This window comes from Flammeovirgaceae bacterium SG7u.111, from assembly GCA_034044135.1.
Taxonomy (GTDB): domain Bacteria; phylum Bacteroidota; class Bacteroidia; order Cytophagales; family Flammeovirgaceae.
On record CP139021.1, the window covers coordinates 7186677 to 7205889 of the forward strand.

Consider the following 19213-nt stretch of genomic DNA (forward strand, 5'->3'; position numbering starts at 1 on the left):
AACTAATCAAGCTTAGCCCTTCCAATGGCAGCGTCTTCGTGGTAATCTTCAATAGAGCTGTAGATTATATCTTGAATGACCTGCCTTGTATTGTTCCTTATCAGCTTCCTGTTTCCTGCAAAAGGATGAATGCGATTGGAAAGAAACACATATACCAACTCATGCTGGGGATCTACCCATGCACAAGTTCCGGTAAATCCCAAATGGCCAAATGTTTCGGGCGAGCTTTTTTCCGAGGTAGGACCTTCGATATCTTTTACCCCTGGTTTATCCCAACCTAAGCCTCTGCGGTTTCTGTTCTTTACAAAGTATCTTGTATTGAACTTTTCTAAGCTTTCTTGGCTAAGGAGCTGTTTTCCTCCATAATACCCACCCTGCAGATTCATTTGTAAGAGTACTGCTATATCATGGGCATTGCTAAACAAGCCAGCATGTCCACCAACCCCAGACTGCAAAATAGCCCCCGGGTCATGCACATATCCGTGAACAAGCCCTTTGCGGAGGTAAATGTCCATTTCGGTAGGGGTAATATTATTTTTATCAAGTCTTCCAAGAGGGTTATAACCTAAATATTTAAGACCCAGTGAAGTATAAATATTTGATGTCACTATAGAATCTAACCTGGTGCGCTCCACCCTTTCAACTACTTGTTTCAAAAACATAAATCCCAAATCGCTGTAGCGATATGTATATGTGGAAGCCCTTCCTCTTCTTGTAGAAAGTTTTGTTTCAATCAACCACTGATATACAGAATCTTCAATGGTATTTATCGCAAACAAATCATCTGAGAGCTGAACGTTAAAACTATCGCTTTGTGTAGTAGAGAGAAAAGCGGGGTTGTGTTTCTTTTTCTCCATTATCTTACTCCAAAAAGGGTAAAAAGGGATAAGCCCTGCCTGATGTCCCAAAATTTGGAATAAAGTCATATTCGCTTTGTCCGTGCCTTCCAGCTCAGGAAGGTAATCAACAAGCTTGGCATCTAAGTTTATTTTTTTATCTCCCTCCAGTAGCATCACCGCTTGCAAAGTAGATAGCACTTTGGTGAGCGAAGCCAGATCATAAACATTGTCTGTGGTAACCGGTTTTTTCTTGCTATAAGTATGGTAACCATAGGCTTTTTCGAAAATGATTTTCCCCTTCCTTGCCACTAGCACTTGGCAACCTGGCGACTCTTCCTTACGGATAGCCTCAGCTACTACAGAGTCAATCATTGCCAACTTTCGGGCATTCATTTTTACATTTTCGGGAAAGCTATATCCCATTCTTCCAATCGAATTTACTCTGAAGCCCTGCCCCTCTTTCATCTCTTCAGAAACCGTTACAGGTAATTTCCCATAACTATTGAGAGAACCGAAAAGAACTTGCGGAACTGCTTTTTGCATAAGTGTATCATCTTCGTACGCACACACTAGCCAATCTTGAGAAGGCAAGTATTTTAAGCTATAAGGATTGCCAAACGCAACCACTACCACTTTCGTTTTTTGCCTCAATTTGTTGATAAAAGAAACCGCTCCAGAAGACAAATTATATCTTTTGCTTCTCCTGTTCGTCATCCCATGGATTCCTACTACCACAAAATTTTTGGTAGAAGCTTTTGCCATTATTTTGCTTACCTCGCCCGGCGTAGGAGTAGAACCCGTATTAAAATGCTCGAAATCGGTGTACTTCTCTAAGTATTTTTGAAAGCTGGTTTTACTCTTGCTTCCTATGGAAATAGAAGCATATTCCAAACTATCAACATTTACAAATGGCAACAGTCCTTCTTTGTTATTTACAACAGTTACCGCCTGCTCATATAATTCCGACTTGATAGCCAAAGCCCGTGAGCGGAACAGATCAGCTTGCAAGTTATCCATTGGCAGTTTTTCAAACCTATTGAGACCTACAATGAATTTTGCCTTTAAAATCTTGATTACTCGTTCATCAATATCTTCTTCGGCAAGAGTTCCGTCTTCTATCGCTTCTTTTATTTTTTTTATAGCCAAAGGAATGTTTTCAGGAGAAAGTAGAATATCGACACCTGCCTTTAATGCTTCCAGCTCTACTTCTCCTGCGCGATAATATTTAGTGACTCCTTTCATGTTAAGCGCATCGGTAAAGACCAAGCCTTGGAAACCAAGCTCATTTTTGAGCAAGCCGGTTACCACAGGCTTTGAGAGAGAAGTTGGTAAGTTCGGTGTGGAATCGAGAGAAGGTACATTCAAATGGGCAATCATCACGCTAAGTAATGAATCTGCTATCAGGCCTCTGAATGGATACATTTCAATAGAATCGAGCCTAGTCCTGTCGTGCTTGATAACTGGTAGGTCGTAATGAGAATCTAAGTTGGTGTCGCCATGACCTGGGAAATGCTTGGCATTTGCTATCACTTGATTGTGTTGCAAGCCTTTCATATAGGCTTTTGCCTTTCTTGTTACGTTTTCAGGGTTTTCCCCAAAAGAGCGCCAGCCTATCACAGGGTTTGCAGGGTTTATGTTTACATCTACTACTGGAGCAAAGCTCACATTTACGCCAACTGCTTTTAGCTGGTGGGCTATTTCCGCTCCCATGTCGTAGAGATATCGTTCATCATCAATGGCGCCAAGTGTCATTTGATTAGGGAATCTCATGGTACTATCTAGACGCATAGCCAAACCGTACTCAGCATCTTGTGCTATAAGAAGAGGAAGTTCGGAAAGGTTTTGATACCGATTTACCAACTTGATTTGCCGTATAGGTCCTCCCTGCATAAAGATCAAGCCCCCTATTTTATACTCCTTTATCAAGCTTTCTATTTGCTGAACATGCGCATTTCCCAAATTGGAATAAGCTGTAACCATAAACAACTGCCCAATCTTATCTTCCAACTCCATTTGCGAAAAGACGCTATCCACCCAATTGGTTTGCCCAATGGGGAACAGGTCACCTTTTTGCGGAGGCTGGTTTCTATCCTTCACGGACAAACCCATAAGAAAGCAGCTTGTTAATACAATAATTAATCTCACTGATGCGCTCAACTTCATAGTTAATCTTAATTTTAGCAGTTCTTGTTGTTCAGTTTAAGTATATAAACCTGTAATTCCAGATTTATTAAAACTTGTTTGGTATTGAATGAGAGGATTTGAACTCTGTAAAGATATAATTGACTTTTACCAATACGAGGTGCTTAGTTAAAAAAAATCATGCTTTTTCCCTAAGCTTTTGTCTTCTAAAAAGACACACTATCGCCCCGATGAGTTAACGAAGGTTAATAATTTTATTTCTTCTGGGCTAAGAACAAATCCTATAATTATTTTGATTACCAACAGGTTACAAATTGTTTTTTTCTTGTGGTAGATATTAAGTACATCAACTCTTTTGCCCGAAATACAACATAAATAAAGGTTTGCATTTTGAGTAGCAAAACCTGCTATACCGCCAATAAAATGAGTTATATTTGAAGGTATCGGCTTTTTGTCTATTTTTTTGCAACATATAGAATTAAGCTTTGTCACAAGGCAAAAACTAGAACCGATGTTTACCGATCCCTACAAACACAAAGGCTATGCGACTAAAAAAAATATTATTGCTTGGTGCCGGAAAATCAGCCCACACCCTCATTAAGTACCTTCTAGATAATGCTGCAGAATACAATTGGCAAGTTTCTATTGGAGATAAGAATATGGAAGCCTTAATGCGCAAAGTAAAAGGGTCTAGCGCACGGGTAATCGACTTTAGTGTACATAATGAAACACAGCTAAGACAAGAAGTGGGAATGGCAGACATTGTTATATCAATGCTACCAGCTAGGTTTCATCCCAAAGTAGCCAACACCTGCTTAGACCTAGGCAAGTCTATGGTCACGGCTTCCTACGTTTCTCCCGAACTTCAAAAACTCGATAAAGAAGCCAAGGAAAAAAACATCCTATTTTTAAATGAAATTGGATTAGATCCAGGTCTCGATCATATCTCGGCCATGAAAGTAATTGACGAGATACGAGGAAAAGGCGGTGAGATGATCAATTTCGAATCTTTTGCTGGTGGCTTGCTTTCACCAGAAAGCGAAAACAATCCGTGGAAATATAAATTCACTTGGAATCCCAGAAATGTAGTTTTGGCAGGGCAGGGGACGGTAAAATTCATCCAAGAAGGTAGGTACAAATACATTCCTTACCACAAACTGTTCAGGCGCACAGAAATAATTGAAATAGATGGCTATGGTAAATTCGAAGGCTATGCCAATCGCGATTCGCTAAAGTACCTAGATGTATATAACTTGAGAGGAATCAGCACAATCTACCGCGGAACGCTTAGGCGACCAGGTTTTTGCCGAGCTTGGAATGCTTTTGTACAACTGGGAGCTACGGATGATTCTTACGTAATGGAAGGTTCTGAAAACTTTACCCATCGCCAGTTTATCAACTCCTTTTTGTCATTCAACCCTCACGACTCTGTAGAGCTAAAGCTGATGCATTACCTCAAAATAGACCAAGATTCTGACATCATGGAAAAGCTGAAATGGCTTGGGATATTTGAAGACAAAAAAGTAGGGCTTCCAAATGCTACTCCGGCACAAATTCTTCAGCATATTTTGGAGAAAAAATGGAAGTTAAGTGCTGAAGACAAAGATATGATAGTGATGTGGCACTTGTTTGATTACAAACTAAAGGACAAGACTTATAGAAAAACCTCTTCGATGGTAGTGCTAGGCGAGGATCATGAAAATACTGCTATGGCAAAAACGGTTGGTTTGCCCCTAGGCATAGCCATAAAAATGATTCTAGAAGAAAAGATAAAACTAAAAGGCATCCATGTACCCATCACCCCCGAAATTTATGAACCTATTTTGGAGGAACTAACCAACATGGGAATCAGTTTCACAGAAAAGGAAGAAGAGCTTAGTTAAGTAAGGGAAAATGTCGGGAATCTATATCCACGTACCTTTTTGTAGGAAGGCCTGTCATTATTGCGACTTTCATTTTAGCACTAATTTTCAGCTAAAAGAAAAAATGTTACAAGCAATGGAAAAAGAAATGCGCTGGCAGACAAACTACTTTTCAGATACTATCCAGACAATTTATTTTGGAGGAGGCACGCCATCGGTTCTTTCTGCCCAAGAGTTGACTCAACTGCTTGCTTCAATCCAACAAACGTTCGATGTTTCGCCTACAGCAGAAATTACGCTGGAAGCAAACCCTGATGACCTTTCCTTAGAAAAACTTACAGAACTAAAGTCAGCCGGAATCAATAGGCTGAGTATAGGTATCCAAACTTTTAATGACGAGTATTTGGTGAAAATGAACCGCTCTCACAATGCTAAACAGGCTGTTGATTGTGTAAAAAGCGCTCAAGCAACAGGTTTCGATAATATCACGATCGACCTCATTTACGCCATTACCGAGGATAGCTGGGATATTTGGAAAAAAGATGTAGAAACGGCTTTAAAGCTCAATACCCAGCATGTTTCGGCGTATAGCCTGACTATTGAAGAAAAAACCGTATTTGGGAATTGGGCAAAAAAAGGAAAGCTTGAGCTTGTGGAGGATGATTTTTCTGCCGACCAATTTGAATATCTAATTGAGGAATTGACCAAAAATGGTTTTGATCATTATGAAGTCTCCAATTTTGGCAAACCAGGCTTCCATTCGCTTCACAATACCAACTACTGGAAACAAGTCCATTACTTAGGCATAGGCCCTGGAGCACATTCGTTTAATGGAACAACTCGCCATTTTAATATCGAGAGCAACCCAAAATATATAAAAGCGATCAATAGTGGCCACCAAGCTTATGAACTTGAAAGATTAACGAAAGAACAACAAATAAACGAGTTTGTCATGACCTCTGTTCGGACAATGTGGGGATGCGATCTTGAAACCCTTCAAAGTAAATTTGGCATTAATTTGAAGGAAATTAAAAAAGAAGAAATTTCGGTATTGGAAAAACATCAACTCATAGAAAAAAGCAAGGACTACATAAAAGCTAGTAAAAAAGGAATACTTCAAGCAGACTATATTGCCCAAACTTTATTTTTATAGTGAACATGCCTAATGTTACTAATGGCTTTTAAACAATTAGCTCGTAAAAAAAGAGGGCGGTTTCTTTAAAGAAACTGCCCTCTTTCTAAAAAAAATGCTCTGATTTAAGAAATATAGTTGTTGTCCACATGCCCCAAACTCATTACCATATTCTCAAAAACTGATTTGGTCTCTTTATAACTATCTACAATAGAGTTTATAGTTTTTCTCTTGTTTTCATGTCCCTCCAAAAAGACATCACTGTCAACTGCTAATATATTGACTGCGCTTATATGAGCTTCAATCGTCTGTTGCATCTCCTCTATATATAATATTTTACCCTCAACCTTACCCTTAAATTGGGCTGCTTGTTGTCGGATAGGTTTCTTCACATTTATGGTCATCAAATAATTCAATTTGTTATTGAAGTATCTAAACTCGTCTTGAATGAAGATAAGTTTATTCAACCACTCTTTATATTCCTGGGTAAATTGATTAATGTTTTTCATTTTTCAAGGATATAAGATATTGGCTATTGAAATAATAGCTTGATTTGTTAGTATAAAAAAAATGAATTTTATCTAGAAAAAGTTTCACCTATCTTAGATTGCAAATATGATAATTTATATTTTTTACTAATCACACATAGTATTAATCTGTATTAACATTTTGACTTTATATAAATACACCTCCCTCTTATATGGCAATCCACACAAAAAGCCATATTTAAACTTGATCTATACCTTTTAAAACCAAGTCACAACAACACTCCTTTTAGTATAAAACACACCTGTTTATTAACTATTGTTAACTTATAGGGATATTTCATTATTCTCTGAATCCATACACACCTATATACATTGGATGACTAAAATGTAAACAAGCACTCTTGACAAACCCAAAACAAAAGCACTCCATTAAAAAAAATGTAAAAAACACACCTATTTTTAGATAGTTTAATTATTTGTTAAAGCCCAAGATGTACTCCATGAGAGATCTTAGATTAGCTTTGCTACTTACTTTAAAGATCAAACATTGATACGCACTATTCAAAAGAATAAAATAACGGAAATCCTCAAAGATGTATTGAGCATCACTGGGATAGCCATGCTTTTTCTTTTGTCTTTAGAAATGATGACCCTTTCATTCATGGCCTTGGGCAACGACATTGCTGGGGAAATCATCTATGCGACATCTAACCCCTTTGTCGGGCTTTTTATAGGCTTGCTCTCAACCGCCATTATCCAAAGCAGCTCCACTACAACGACTATGGTAGTAGCCATAGTTGCAACAGGAAGGTTATCCTTAGAAAGTGCTATACCTATTATAATGGGGGCAAACGTGGGGACTACGGTAACTTGTGCCATTGTTTCTTTAGGTCATTTTACCAGAAGGTTGGAATTCAAAAAAGCCATTGCCGCAGCAGCATTGCACAACTTTTTCAACATCATAATTGTCGCCATACTTTTCCCGCTAGAATATATGACTGGCTTCATTTCTTCTTTATCTACTACAATTGGGAGTTGGATTGGAAGCACTAATGTGGGGCATTCTGAAAATACAATTTCATTCCTCAGTTTTAAATTCATCCTCCAATACCTCAACCCAATTATAGAAAAGTACCCTTTACTGATTATGCTTTTCGCCCTAACCCTGCTTTTTGTCGCAATAAAGCAATTTACCAGAAAGCTCCAAAACATGGTGATAGGAAAGGCACAAAGCAGATTAGAAGGCTTAGTGTTTGGTGGTGGGTTCAAATCATTAGGGGTTGGCTTTTTACTTACCTCTATTGTCCAATCAAGTTCTGTTACTACTTCTCTTACCGTCCCATTGGTAGCAGCTAGGAAGGTAGGGCTAAAAAATGCTTTTCCGTTTATAATGGGGGCAAACGTGGGGACTACAGTAACAGCACTTTTGGCCGCAATATCAAAGTCTGATGCAGCTATCAGTATTGCTATCGCCCACTTTTTACTCAACTTTATAGGAGTACTCATACTATTTCCCATTCCCACTGTAAGAAATCTACCTATTAAGCTAGCCAATAAGCTAGGTCACGCTACTGCTCAAAACCGGTTGGTTGGGTTTGCCTATGTTTTAATAACATTCTTCTTGTTTCCATTTTTTCTTATTTTCTTTTCAAACCACAGCAATATTTTAGCTAAAAGTGCAAATGCTAGAAAATTAGAATGGATTGAAACCAAGCATAGAACTGAACCATAAGCCACATCCCTGAGGCAAAGCTGCCAAAATTTACAAAAATGCTTACCTTTGCTGCTTCCAAGTGAGGATAGAACCTAAGTGGTTTTTACCTTGTTTGTAGTGCAGCAAAAGCTGTTTCCAAAAATATCATCGATAAGAAGTATAAAATGAAATACCAAGAGTACAAAGGGTTAGACCTAGTAGGAGCTGGAAAAGAAGTGCTGGAGTTTTGGAACAAAAACCACGTTTTCGAAAAGTCTGTGACGGAGAAAGAAGGAAACCCTTCTTTTACTTTTTATGAAGGACCGCCTTCGGCAAATGGAATGCCCGGCATCCACCACGTAATGGCACGTGCGGTAAAAGATATTTTTTGCCGTTACAAAACGCTAAAAGGTTTTCAGGTAAAAAGAAAAGGTGGCTGGGATACGCACGGCTTGCCCGTTGAGCTCAAAGTTGAAAAAGACCTCGGCATCACCAAAGAAGATATAGGTACGAAAATTACCGTAGAAGAGTATAACCAAAAGTGCCGCGAAGCAGTGATGAAGTTCACGGATGCTTGGGACGACCTTACCCAAAAAATGGGTTATTGGGTCGACCTTGATGACCCGTACGTCACCTACAATCGCAACTATGTCGAATCTTTATGGGCATTGCTCAAAAAACTTTACGACAAAGGCTTGCTTTACAAAGGGTATACTATCCAGCCTTATTCGCCTGCGGCGGGAACAGGGCTTAGCTCTCATGAGCTGAACATGCCAGGTTGCTACCGCGATGTGAAAGATACGAGTGTGGTGGCACAATTTAAGGTAGTGAAAAACGAGCAATCAGTTAAGCTTTTTGCTAATTCGGAAGCACCAGTTTATTTCCTTGCCTGGACTACGACCCCTTGGACTTTGCCATCCAACTCAGCCTTGGCAGTAGGGGAAAAGATCACGTATGCACAGGTGAACACGTTCAACCCTTATACTTTTGAACCTGCTTCGGTAATATTGGCAAAAGACCTTTTGGGCAAGTTTTTCACAGAAAAGCAGAAAAAGGCTGTTTTTGCCGACTACAGTGCTGGCGACAAGGTAATCCCTTACGAAATAGCTGCTGAATTTACTGGAAATGAGATAGTAGGAATGAGCTACGAGCAGCTTATGCCGTATGTTCAACCTAAAGGCGAGGGCTTTAAAGTAATCCCTGGTGATTTTGTAAGCACGGAAGACGGTACGGGAATCGTACATATCGCTCCAACTTTTGGTGCAGATGACCAGCGTGTTGCTCAAAAAGCAGGTATCTCAGCCATATTGGTGGAGGACGAAAACGGGAAAGAAGTGCCTTTGGTAGATAAGCGTGGTCGCTTCGTAAGCGAGGTAACTGATTTTGCAGGCTTTCCTGTAAAGGAAGAATATGCCAGCGAAGACGAAAACTTCGACAAGCCTACCGATGTGCTCATCGCCATCAAACTGAAAGAAGAAAACAAAGCTTTCAAAGTAGAAAAATACGAACACAGCTACCCACACTGCTGGAGGACGGACAAACCAGTTCTTTACTACCCTCTTGACTCATGGTTTATAAAAACCACCGAATACAAGGATAAAATGGTGGAGTTGAACAAAACCATTAACTGGAAACCTGCTTCTACAGGTTCTGGTAGGTTTGGAAATTGGTTGGAAAACTTGGTGGACTGGAACTTGTCTAGGTCGAGATTCTGGGGAACGCCGTTGCCAGTTTGGAGAAACGAAGATGGTTCGGAAGAAGTTTGCATAGGTTCTATTGCTCAGCTCAACGAAGAGGTAAAAAAAGCAGTAGCTGCTGGTGTAATGCCAGCGGACTCCAAGCTTTTGGAAAATGGCGAGCTTAAAAGCGACTTTGATTTACACAGACCATTTGTAGATGATGTTGTATTGGTAAGCCCTACTGGCGAACCAATGAGAAGAGAGCCTGATTTGATAGATGTTTGGTTCGATAGCGGCGCCATGCCGTATGCCCAATGGCATTATCCCTTGGAAAATGAGGATACCTTCAAAGCAAGTTTTCCTGCTGATTTTATAGCTGAGGGAGTTGACCAAACGAGGGGCTGGTTCTTTACGCTTCATGCACTTGGCGTGATGCTAGAAGACAGCGTTGCCTTCAAAAATGTGATTTCGAACGGGCTGGTGCTTGATTCGAAAGGAAACAAGATGTCCAAAAGGCTCAATAATGCGGTTGACCCCTTTGAGACCTTGGAGAAATACGGACCAGATGCCACAAGGTGGTACATGATCTCTAATGCCAACCCTTGGGAAAACCTGAAATTTAACCAAGATGGTATCCAAGAATCGCAACGGAAATTCTTTGGTACACTTTATAATACCTATTCTTTCTTTGCGCTTTATGCCAATTTGGACGGGTTTAACTTCTCAGAAGAGAGCATTCCTTTGAAAGAGAGGACTGAAAGCGATCAGTGGATCATCTCCAAGCTCAACAGTTTGATAAAAGCAGTTGATGAAGCATACGCTGACTATGAGCCTACAAAAGCTGCCCGCTTGATTCAGTCGTTTACCATAGACGATTTGAGCAACTGGTACGTAAGGCAAAACAGGAAAAGGTTTTGGAAAGATGAGCTTGGAAAAAACAAAGTTGCGGCTTACCAAACACTTTATACTTGTTTGAAAACTATTGCGAAGCTCATGAGCCCTGTTGCTCCATTTTATGCAGATAAGCTGTACAACGATCTCAATGCAGTGAGCGAACATGAAGGTGCTATTTCAGTACATTTGAGTGATTTTCCTCAAGCCGATGCTTCTATGATAAACATAGACTTGGAAGAGAAAATGGAGTTGGCTCAAAATATTTCTTCATTGGTGCACTCACTAAGGAAGAAAGAAGCCATAAAAGTTAGGCAACCGCTTTCGAGGGTTCTTATCCCAGATTTGAATGAAAAATTGACCCGTCAGATAAAAGATGTGGAAAGCATCATCTTGAGCGAGGTGAACATCAAAAAAGTGGAGTACATCGACGATTCTTCAGGAATTTTGGTAAAGAAAATAAAGCCAAACTTCCGAAAACTTGGTCAGCAGTACGGTCGCTACATGAAGGATATCAATGCAGCTATCAGTCAGTTTGGTCAGGCAGAAATCAGCCAGATAGAAAAAACAAACAGTTATTCTCTCACGGTTCAAGATCAGGAAATAAACTTGACTTTGGACGATGTGGAAATCACATCGGAAGATATCCCAGGCTGGTCAATTGCCAAAGACAATGGCTTGACCGTAGCGCTTGATGTGACTATTTCGGAAGAATTAAAGAAAGAAGGTGTCGCCCGTGACTTGGTGAACAAAGTTCAAAACCAGAGAAAGGATATGGGCTTAGAAGTTCAGGACAAAATTTATATCACGGTGGAGAAAAATGAAGCGTTGGTAAATGATGCTTTGGAAATCCACAAAGGCTATGTTTGTGCTGAAACCCAAGCATTGGAACTAAGCATCGAAGATTCGATAACCGATGGTGTTGAAATGGACTTGGACGATTTCAAATTGAATGTAAAAATCAGAAAGTAACCTTTCTCAAAATATCTCTTGTGTAGTTCTGATGGACTGCATAAGTTTTTTTTCACCCACTTCCTGAAATACGGGAGTGGGTGTTTTTTTTGAAGTTGTCTAAAAAATCACGAATCGGAGGGAATCCTTTTGTTTTTTGTAAACTCCCAAACCCTCAAAGAAAAGGACAAGACATAAATGATGCATAAAACTGGGAGGGGAATCAAATCACTTTCAGAATAGACGTGGAGGAACATAAAAAACATGGCAGTAATGACTGAAATTTCGGTAGCAAAGTAAAGAGTGGACTGAAAGCCTTCTTTGAACCATTTGGCAGGAAGAAAACGGATGATAATGGAAATAGTGGCGATAATTCCAACAATACCAAAAGCTAGAGGAATCATAGTTGTAATGTAATTTGGTTAAAAAAAATCATGATATCCTAAGATACAAACAAACTGTATTTGTTCAAAACAAAATAAAAACAATAAAAAAGTCCCAATAACCTGAAGCGGTTATTGGGACTTTGTAAAAATATATTTCAATAGCTTGCTCTAGCTATGGTTTTTCTTTACCATTAGCAGAAGCACAACGAAACAGCCAATAAGTATGGCAGGTAAAATAGTCATATAACCTAGTGTAGCCTGAGGTCCTGCCGTTTCAATTGATTTGCCCATGATAGGAAGAACCAATGAAGTAGCCGCCATACCAGCACCACCCATAATAGATAGGCCAAGCGCTCCGCTTTTCGGTACATATTCTGAAGTAACACCAATCATAGTTGGCCAGAAGTAACATACACCAAAGGCAAAAACTACCGCAGCTATCAGTGTTTCAGTACCGCCGCTTGCTATGCTCATCCAGTACAGACCCGCCGTTGCCAATACGGCTGAAGCCAATAAAACTCCCGTAGGGTTGAGTCGGTGGATAAACGCTCCTGCAAAGAACCTACCTACTGCCATAATCCCTGTCACCATCACCAAAATCAACATTGGATTCACTCCGTTATTTTCGAGCAAGGCATTGATCCATTGGTTAGTTCCAAGTTCAGACGAAGCTGTTAAAAGCATACAAAAAAGTAGGAATGGGAAAATTAGACTTACTTTGTTGAGCGCCTTCGTTTCCAAAATCACAAATACAAGGATAGCCCCGAGTACAATATAAGGGGTTGAAGAGCTAAAGTCCAATGCGATAAGACCTGGAAAAGATGCCATCAAAATCATCAAGAAAACAGCCACTAAGATAGTGTAGGGAGCGCCCACGTTTTTGAGCATATCTTTGTACGAAACTCCAGTAGCCACCCGCTCTGTTTCGGGAATTTTTTGCCCAAAGAATAAGAAACCATAAATAGCTAATGGGATGAACAACAAACCAACAAGTACATGCCAGCTTAAATCCATATAATCCATGAGCAAGGTAGATAATAAACCACCGATCACGATACCGCCAGGGAACCAAACGTGAAACCTATTGAGCATCGTCGTTTTTTTATCACTATGAATAGTTGCAACTAAAGGGTTACAAGCAGCTTCCACGCTACCATTACCAAGCCCTATAAATACATTGGCTATAAAAAGCATGGTTTTGTCTTTGGCCATAAGCAAAAGAACAATACCTATTAGATGTGTAAAAAATGCTAACCAAACAATTGAACGGGTTTTTACGATATCGATCAAAAGCCCTCCTATAAACATAGCAATAGTGAAGCCCCAAAACGCAGGACCGAACGCCCATCCAATTTCTTCTTTTGAGAGCCCATATTCTGCTCCAAATACGCCTTCAATTTTGGCTCGTACAGCAAATGTGAGAGAGGTAACTAATAAGGCAAGGCAACTGGCTATAAAAAGCCGTTTTTTGTTAATTTCCATTTCCATGATTTGTGAATAATTAAATTTCTTATAACACCATAAATCTTGAGCACAGTTTTCTACACTGTACTCTTAGATTAATACATAAATACTTAAAAAAAGTCATATTAGAAAATGGGAACAGAATTATTGGGAACGTTTGATTGAATCCTATAAGGATCATGAACAAAGGCTGAAATTAAGCTTCAGATTTTTAGAATGGCGTCAAATATTTTCTAAATTTAGCAACATGTTTCGTTTTCGACGTCTCAACTTTTTTGCCTTTGACTTTTTATCGGGAGCAATTTGATTTGGGCTGAGACGTAACTTGGACTTCATTTTATACTTAAACTTATTATCAAAGAAAAACTGAAATTTACCATGGACAGAAAATTAAGATTGGGAATGGTAGGAGGGGGTCGTGGTGCGTTTATCGGTGGAGTACACCGAATAGCCGCCGCAATTGACCAACAAATAGAACTGGTTTGCGGAGCATTCCACGTTGATCCGGATATTTCCATCGCTTCTGGTAAAGATTTTCACCTCGACCCTAATCGGGTGTACCGCACTTACCACGAAATGTTTGAAAAGGAAAGCCAACTTCCTGAAGACCAACGAATGGATTTGGTATCGATAGTTACCCCAAACCACGTCCATTACGAACCTACCAAACTGGCTTTGCAAAATGGATTTCATGTGGTGTGCGAAAAACCACTAAGCTTTTCATTGGATGAAGCTTATGAACTTGAAAAATTAGTTGAAGAAAAAGGCCTGTTTTTCGCTCTTGCCCATGTTTATACAGGCTATCCTATGGTAAAACAAGCTCGCGACATGGTCTCAAACGGTGAGTTTGGAGAAATCAGAAAAATAGTGGTAGAATATCCTCAAGGTTGGTTAGCCACAAAAGTGGAGGATTCTGGCTCTCAGCAAGCATCTTGGAGAACGGACCCTAAACGCTCGGGAATTGCCGGTGCTATTGGAGATATAGGAACTCATGCAGAAAACTTAGCCGAGTTTATCACAGGTCTGAAAATCACAGAACTATGCGCCGACCTTACCACTTTTGTACCCGGCAGGTTACTCGACGATGACGGCAATGTATTGCTGAGGTTCGATAATGGCGCAAAAGGTGTATTGCACTGCAGCCAAATAAGTGCGGGGGAAGAAAACGAACTGAATATCCGGGTTTATGGTGAAAAAGGTGGGCTAGAATGGCATCAGCACGAGCCAAACACTTTAATTGTGAAAAGATTGAATGGTCCATCCGAAATATACAGAACTGGCGCAAACCATACCTACCTTACCGAAAGCGCTTTGGCACATTCGCGTACCCCAGGCGGTCACCCAGAAGGATATCTCGAATCTTTTGCAAATATCTACCGAAATATAGCTAGCTGTATCAAAGCTAAGGCTAATGGAGAAGAACCTACTTCTATCAACCTAGATTTCCCTACGGTTTCGGATGGGGTGAGAGGTATGGAATTCATCAAAACGGTAGTAGAATCTAGCAAATCTGATGAGAAGTGGTACAAGTTTGCTGGATGGAAAGCTTAAACCCAACATTGATACAAACCTTTTTTTAAACACATTTACCCTTAAATTTTTTTATAGAAAATGAAAACGATTAAAGGACCTGGGATTTTCTTAGCACAATTTATGGGCGATGAAGCTCCTTTCAATACGCTTGACAATATCTGTAAATGGGCTGCTGGGCTGGACTTCAAAGGTGTGCAAATCCCTACTTGGGACGGCAGGGCAATTGACCTACAAAAAGCGGCAGAAAGTAAAGACTATGCCGATGAAATAAAAGGTATAGTAGAATCTCACGGGATGGAAATCACCGAGCTTTCTACACACCTTCAAGGCCAGTTGGTTGCAGTTCACCCAGCCTACAATGAAATGTTTGACGGGTTTGCCCCAAAAGAACTCCATGGCAATCCAAAAGCCAGAACGGAATGGGCAGTCCAACAATTGAAATACGCAGCAAAAGCTAGTCAAAACTTTGGATTAACAGCGTCTGTTTCTTTTTCAGGAGCATTGCTTTGGCATACGATGTACCCATGGCCTCAGCGCCCTGCTGGGTTGGTGGAAACAGGTTTCAAGGAGTTGGCAAACCGCTGGTTGCCTATCCTCAATGCTTATGACGAGGCTGGTGTGGATCTTTGCTATGAAATTCACCCTGGAGAAGATTTGCACGATGGAATAACTTTCGAGCGCTTTTTAGAAGCAACGAGAAACCACACAAGAGCAAACCTATTATACGATCCAAGCCACTACGTTCTTCAGCAATTAGATTATTTGGAACATATCGATATCTACCACGAGCGTATAAAAATGTTCCATGTAAAAGATGCTGAATTCAATCCTAACGGTCGCTCAGGTGTGTATGGCGGCTACCAAGACTGGGTAGACCGCCCCGGAAGGTTCCGTTCTTTGGGCGATGGGCAAGTTGATTTCAAATCAATTTTTAGCAAATTAGCTCAGTACGATTTTGATGGATGGGCAGTGATGGAGTGGGAGTGCTGCTTGAAACACCCTGAAGACGGTGCAAAAGAAGGGGCTAAGTTTATCAAAAACAATATCATCAGGGTGACAGAAAAAGCTTTTGATGATTTTGCAGGTACAGGTGCTGACGAAGAATTCAATAAGAGAATTTTAGGGATTTAAAAACTAGGTTTTCAATAGACAAACAAAAGGGCTTGTGATGATTTATCACAAGCCCTTTTTATATTCTTAGGTAAAATTATACCCCGCTAAATGCGCTAAAACCACCATCGACCGGTACAATAATTCCTGTAACAAATCTGGATGCATCACTACAAAGCCACTGAACAGTCCCATTAAGTTCTACTGCTTCCCCAAATCTTTTCATGGGTGTCTGATTTACAACAGCTTGCCCTCTTTCGGTCAAACTTCCATCTTCATTTGTCAATAACTTGCGGTTTTGCTCGCCTATGAAAAAACCGGGCGCAATCGCATTCACGCGAATCCCTTCACCAAATTTTAGAGCCATTTCTACAGCCATCCATTTTGTAAAATTATCAATAGCAGCTTTTGCTACAGAATATCCTACCACACGTGTTATCGCCTGAGTTGCCGACATAGATGAAATATTAATTATACTTCCTTTTTTTTGGTTGACCATAGCTTCGGCAAATACCATAGTTGGTAGCACAGTCCCATTCAGGTTGAGGTCGGTCACTTTCTGAAAATCATCCATGGAAAGGTCAAAAACAGTTTGCTCTGGTTCGATCGTAGCTCCAGGCATATTACCTCCTGCCGCATTTATCAAAATATCGACCTTCCCCCACTCTTTCAGCACCTTTTCTTTAGCAATTATCAACTGCTCCTTATCAAGCACACTACAGACCAAGCCCATGGCCTCACCTCCTAGCTCCTTTAATTCTGTAACTCTTTTTTCATTCGTTTCCTTCCTTGAACTGAGAACGGCAACCTTTGCCCCTGACTTTATTAGGCTTATTGCCATACTTCCGCCTAGCGCACCTGAACCTCCAGTTATAATTGCAACTTTACCTTTTAAGTCAAATTCATTTTCCATAGTGGGTATTTGTTTTTATAGTTCAAAAATCACGAGGCAATACGTTATTAAATACAAATTTAAGCGAAAGAAATAACTCCTCCATTATTTTGGAAGATTCAGCTTTTACACAGCTTGCTGAAAAACAAAAAAGCTACCTTCATTTAGGAGGTAGCTCACAAATTTTTCTAGAACTAGAATTGGTTACCTAATAGAAAAACCAAGACCAGCGGTAAGCATTGAATAATCATTTACAGAATAATCTCCATAGAACAAAAGAGGTCCTAGTTTCATGTTCATTCCAAAAGTCATCTTTGGGCTAGAATTTTTGAATTCCAATTGTAATGGGTCAACCAATGTAGTTTCGTCATTTATTTCATACTCTCCCAATACATCTATATTGGTAGAAATCGTATTGAAACCAAGTGAGCCATAAAAGGTAAAAACAGAAAGCTTTTTGGAAATAATACCATTGAAGGTCAAACCTTTAGTTACCCAAGATCCGGTCTGATCTAGGTCTTTATCAATATTTACAGTAGTGGTCATTTTGGTATAGCCAATCATAGCCGAAAGGTCGAATGGCATTTCTTTGATACCCGGAATCCATTGCTTTACATCGTGCATCACTCCAAAGCCAATAAGGCTGAAGTCTCCATCACCATAATCAATAGTCGGTACATACCTTATTTTTATATCAGTACCTTTTGCAATACCAAGGCCTAACTGAACCATAGGAGTTGGCACTACATTATACCCAATTTCATCTTTAAGACCTGACCCTTGTGGAGAGGAAATACGAACAACTTCGTCACCATTATCATCAAAAACTGTAAGCTCTGGTCCAGGCTCAGCAGGTCCGAATACGGTAGGAAGTTCTTTGCTCTGACCTTCAGCAACTAGGATATTATTATACTCGCTATTGACGAAAGTGAAATATTGATCTCTTTGAGGAACCATAGCTACATTAGCTGTAACTATTAGGTCAAAACCAAGGGTTTTGTGAGGCTTTGCAGTGTGAAACCAACCATTGTTAATGGAGTATCCAAAACCTTTGGCAAATGGTTTCATATAATTTTTTGTAAGTAATTCGGCATCTTCAATGCCGGCTTCTAGTATAACGTCTAACTGATCTTGAGCAGAAGCAGTAGTTACCGCTGAGCAAGAAAAAAGCAAGAATGCAAAAGCTACTTTTATGTAGTGAAAATGTTTCATAAGATAATTTATAGAAGTTAGGTTGTTAATTAGATAGTAATCCATTCGCCCCAACCTCCAAAAATGGACCAAGGCGAATGGAATTAAGAATTAGCTTGCAGGGTTTACTTTGGCAGTAATATCATATTCAAAAGTAACATTGAACTTGATTGGAGCTTCTCCTTCCATTTCAATTATAATAAGGTAAAAGAGCTCTTCTCCATTATTGAACGTATCGATCATACCATCAATTTCGCTTTGAGGGAATATGTCCAATACACTAATTTTTCCCGCTGAAGCTATTTTATCCAACGTAGAATATTCAGCACCTTTTCCAAGATCTTTATGAACAATCCAATTGTTGACAACAATATTACCATTATTCTTTAACCCAATACCTGCTTTTGTTATATCAGCAGTCCCAATTACAGAAGTCTCTCCTTCGGCAGGCTCTATTGTGACAAACATTTTATTGATAGACTCCACATTCATGTTGTCTTTGTACTCTTGGAACTCCTCACTGTCTTGAAGGTTTATTATTCCATTTTTCGTTTCTTCAATCACTCCAGATTTAGATTCAGTGACCTCCACCAAATAAGATTCTTCCATTGTTTTAGATACATTGAAGCCAATGTCTTCAGGGTCACATGAGATGGCCATTAGGAGCATAGAGGCGAAAATCGCAGAAATGTTTAATACTTTCTTCATTAGTAAAAGTGTTTGTTAAATTAAGAGTTAATTTATGTTTATTAAGATTACAGCTTTAACGCACCTACTTTAAAAAGATTATTTTATATCTGCTACTTGATTAAAGACATTAACAACCGATAGATGATTTTTAGCGAAAATAGCAATCATTTAAAGAAAAGTCTTTCACTAAAGGCGTGAAGAACTAAACTTTTTAACCAGAATATTCTTGCTGCGTAACATAAACCAGAAACTACTCTTATGAAGAAAGGA

At 39.6% G+C, this 19213-nt stretch carries 13 protein-coding genes; 6 read left to right on the forward strand and 7 right to left on the reverse strand.

Annotation, left to right across the window (positions count from 1 at the left end):
• Positions 1–2: 2 nt before the first annotated feature.
• Positions 3–2948, reverse strand: a complete 2946-nt coding sequence (locus R9C00_27720; protein WPO35490.1) for a glycoside hydrolase family 3 N-terminal domain-containing protein — start codon at positions 2946–2948, stop codon at positions 3–5.
• 575 nt (positions 2949–3523) lie between these two features.
• On the opposite strand from R9C00_27720, the gene R9C00_27725 reads away from it, so the two are divergent.
• Together R9C00_27725 and hemW are read left to right on the forward strand one after the other, a co-directional pair.
• Positions 3524–4864, forward strand: coding sequence for a saccharopine dehydrogenase C-terminal domain-containing protein (locus R9C00_27725; GenBank protein ID WPO35491.1), 1341 nt, complete (start codon positions 3524–3526; stop codon positions 4862–4864).
• Between the two features lie 10 nt (positions 4865–4874).
• Positions 4875–5996, forward strand: a complete 1122-nt coding sequence (gene hemW, locus R9C00_27730) for a radical SAM family heme chaperone HemW (GenBank protein WPO35492.1) — start codon at positions 4875–4877, stop codon at positions 5994–5996.
• Positions 5997–6100: 104 nt separating this feature from the next.
• On the opposite strand, the gene R9C00_27735 is transcribed toward hemW, so the two are convergent.
• A complete protein-coding gene (locus R9C00_27735; protein ID WPO35493.1) occupies positions 6101–6484 on the reverse strand; it encodes a hypothetical protein in 384 nt (127 codons plus the stop codon).
• 526 nt (positions 6485–7010) lie between these two features.
• Here R9C00_27735 and R9C00_27740 point away from each other — a divergent pair.
• The gene (locus R9C00_27740) at positions 7011–8195 is read left to right on the forward strand and encodes a Na/Pi symporter (GenBank protein WPO35494.1); all 1185 of its coding nucleotides are present in this window, start codon (positions 7011–7013) and stop codon (positions 8193–8195) included.
• Positions 8196–8341: 146 nt separating this feature from the next.
• A complete protein-coding gene (gene ileS / locus R9C00_27745; protein ID WPO35495.1) occupies positions 8342–11698 on the forward strand; it encodes an isoleucine--tRNA ligase in 3357 nt (1118 codons plus the stop codon).
• Between the two features lie 107 nt (positions 11699–11805).
• Here the strand turns inward: ileS and R9C00_27750 are convergent, their stop codons facing one another.
• Together R9C00_27750 and R9C00_27755 are read right to left on the reverse strand one after the other, a co-directional pair.
• Positions 11806–12081 (reverse strand): hypothetical protein, encoded by a 276-nt coding sequence (locus R9C00_27750; protein WPO35496.1) that lies wholly within the window; start codon positions 12079–12081, stop codon positions 11806–11808.
• 150 nt (positions 12082–12231) lie between these two features.
• A complete protein-coding gene (locus R9C00_27755) occupies positions 12232–13545 on the reverse strand; it encodes an MFS transporter (GenBank protein ID WPO35497.1) in 1314 nt (437 codons plus the stop codon).
• Positions 13546–13905: 360 nt separating this feature from the next.
• Here R9C00_27755 and R9C00_27760 point away from each other — a divergent pair, with 360 nt between their 5' ends.
• Positions 13906–15078, forward strand: a complete 1173-nt coding sequence (locus tag R9C00_27760; protein ID WPO35498.1) for a Gfo/Idh/MocA family oxidoreductase — start codon at positions 13906–13908, stop codon at positions 15076–15078.
• 60 nt (positions 15079–15138) lie between these two features.
• Positions 15139–16191 carry a sugar phosphate isomerase/epimerase gene (locus R9C00_27765; GenBank protein WPO35499.1) on the forward strand — a complete coding sequence of 351 codons (1053 nt, stop codon included), beginning with the start codon at positions 15139–15141 and terminating at the stop codon, positions 16189–16191.
• A gap of 76 nt (positions 16192–16267) precedes the next feature.
• Here the strand turns inward: R9C00_27765 and R9C00_27770 are convergent, their stop codons facing one another.
• The 3 genes from R9C00_27770 to R9C00_27780 form a co-directional block, all read right to left on the reverse strand.
• Entirely contained in the window at positions 16268–17083 is an 816-nt protein-coding gene (locus R9C00_27770) for an SDR family oxidoreductase (GenBank protein WPO35500.1), read from the reverse strand.
• A 183-nt stretch (positions 17084–17266) separates the two neighbouring features.
• Positions 17267–18274 (reverse strand): DUF6588 family protein, encoded by a 1008-nt coding sequence (locus R9C00_27775; protein WPO35501.1) that lies wholly within the window; start codon positions 18272–18274, stop codon positions 17267–17269.
• 90 nt (positions 18275–18364) lie between these two features.
• On the reverse strand, positions 18365–18961 hold the full coding sequence (locus tag R9C00_27780; protein ID WPO35502.1) for a hypothetical protein: 597 nt from the start codon (positions 18959–18961) through the stop codon (positions 18365–18367).
• Positions 18962–19213 lie beyond the last annotated feature (252 nt).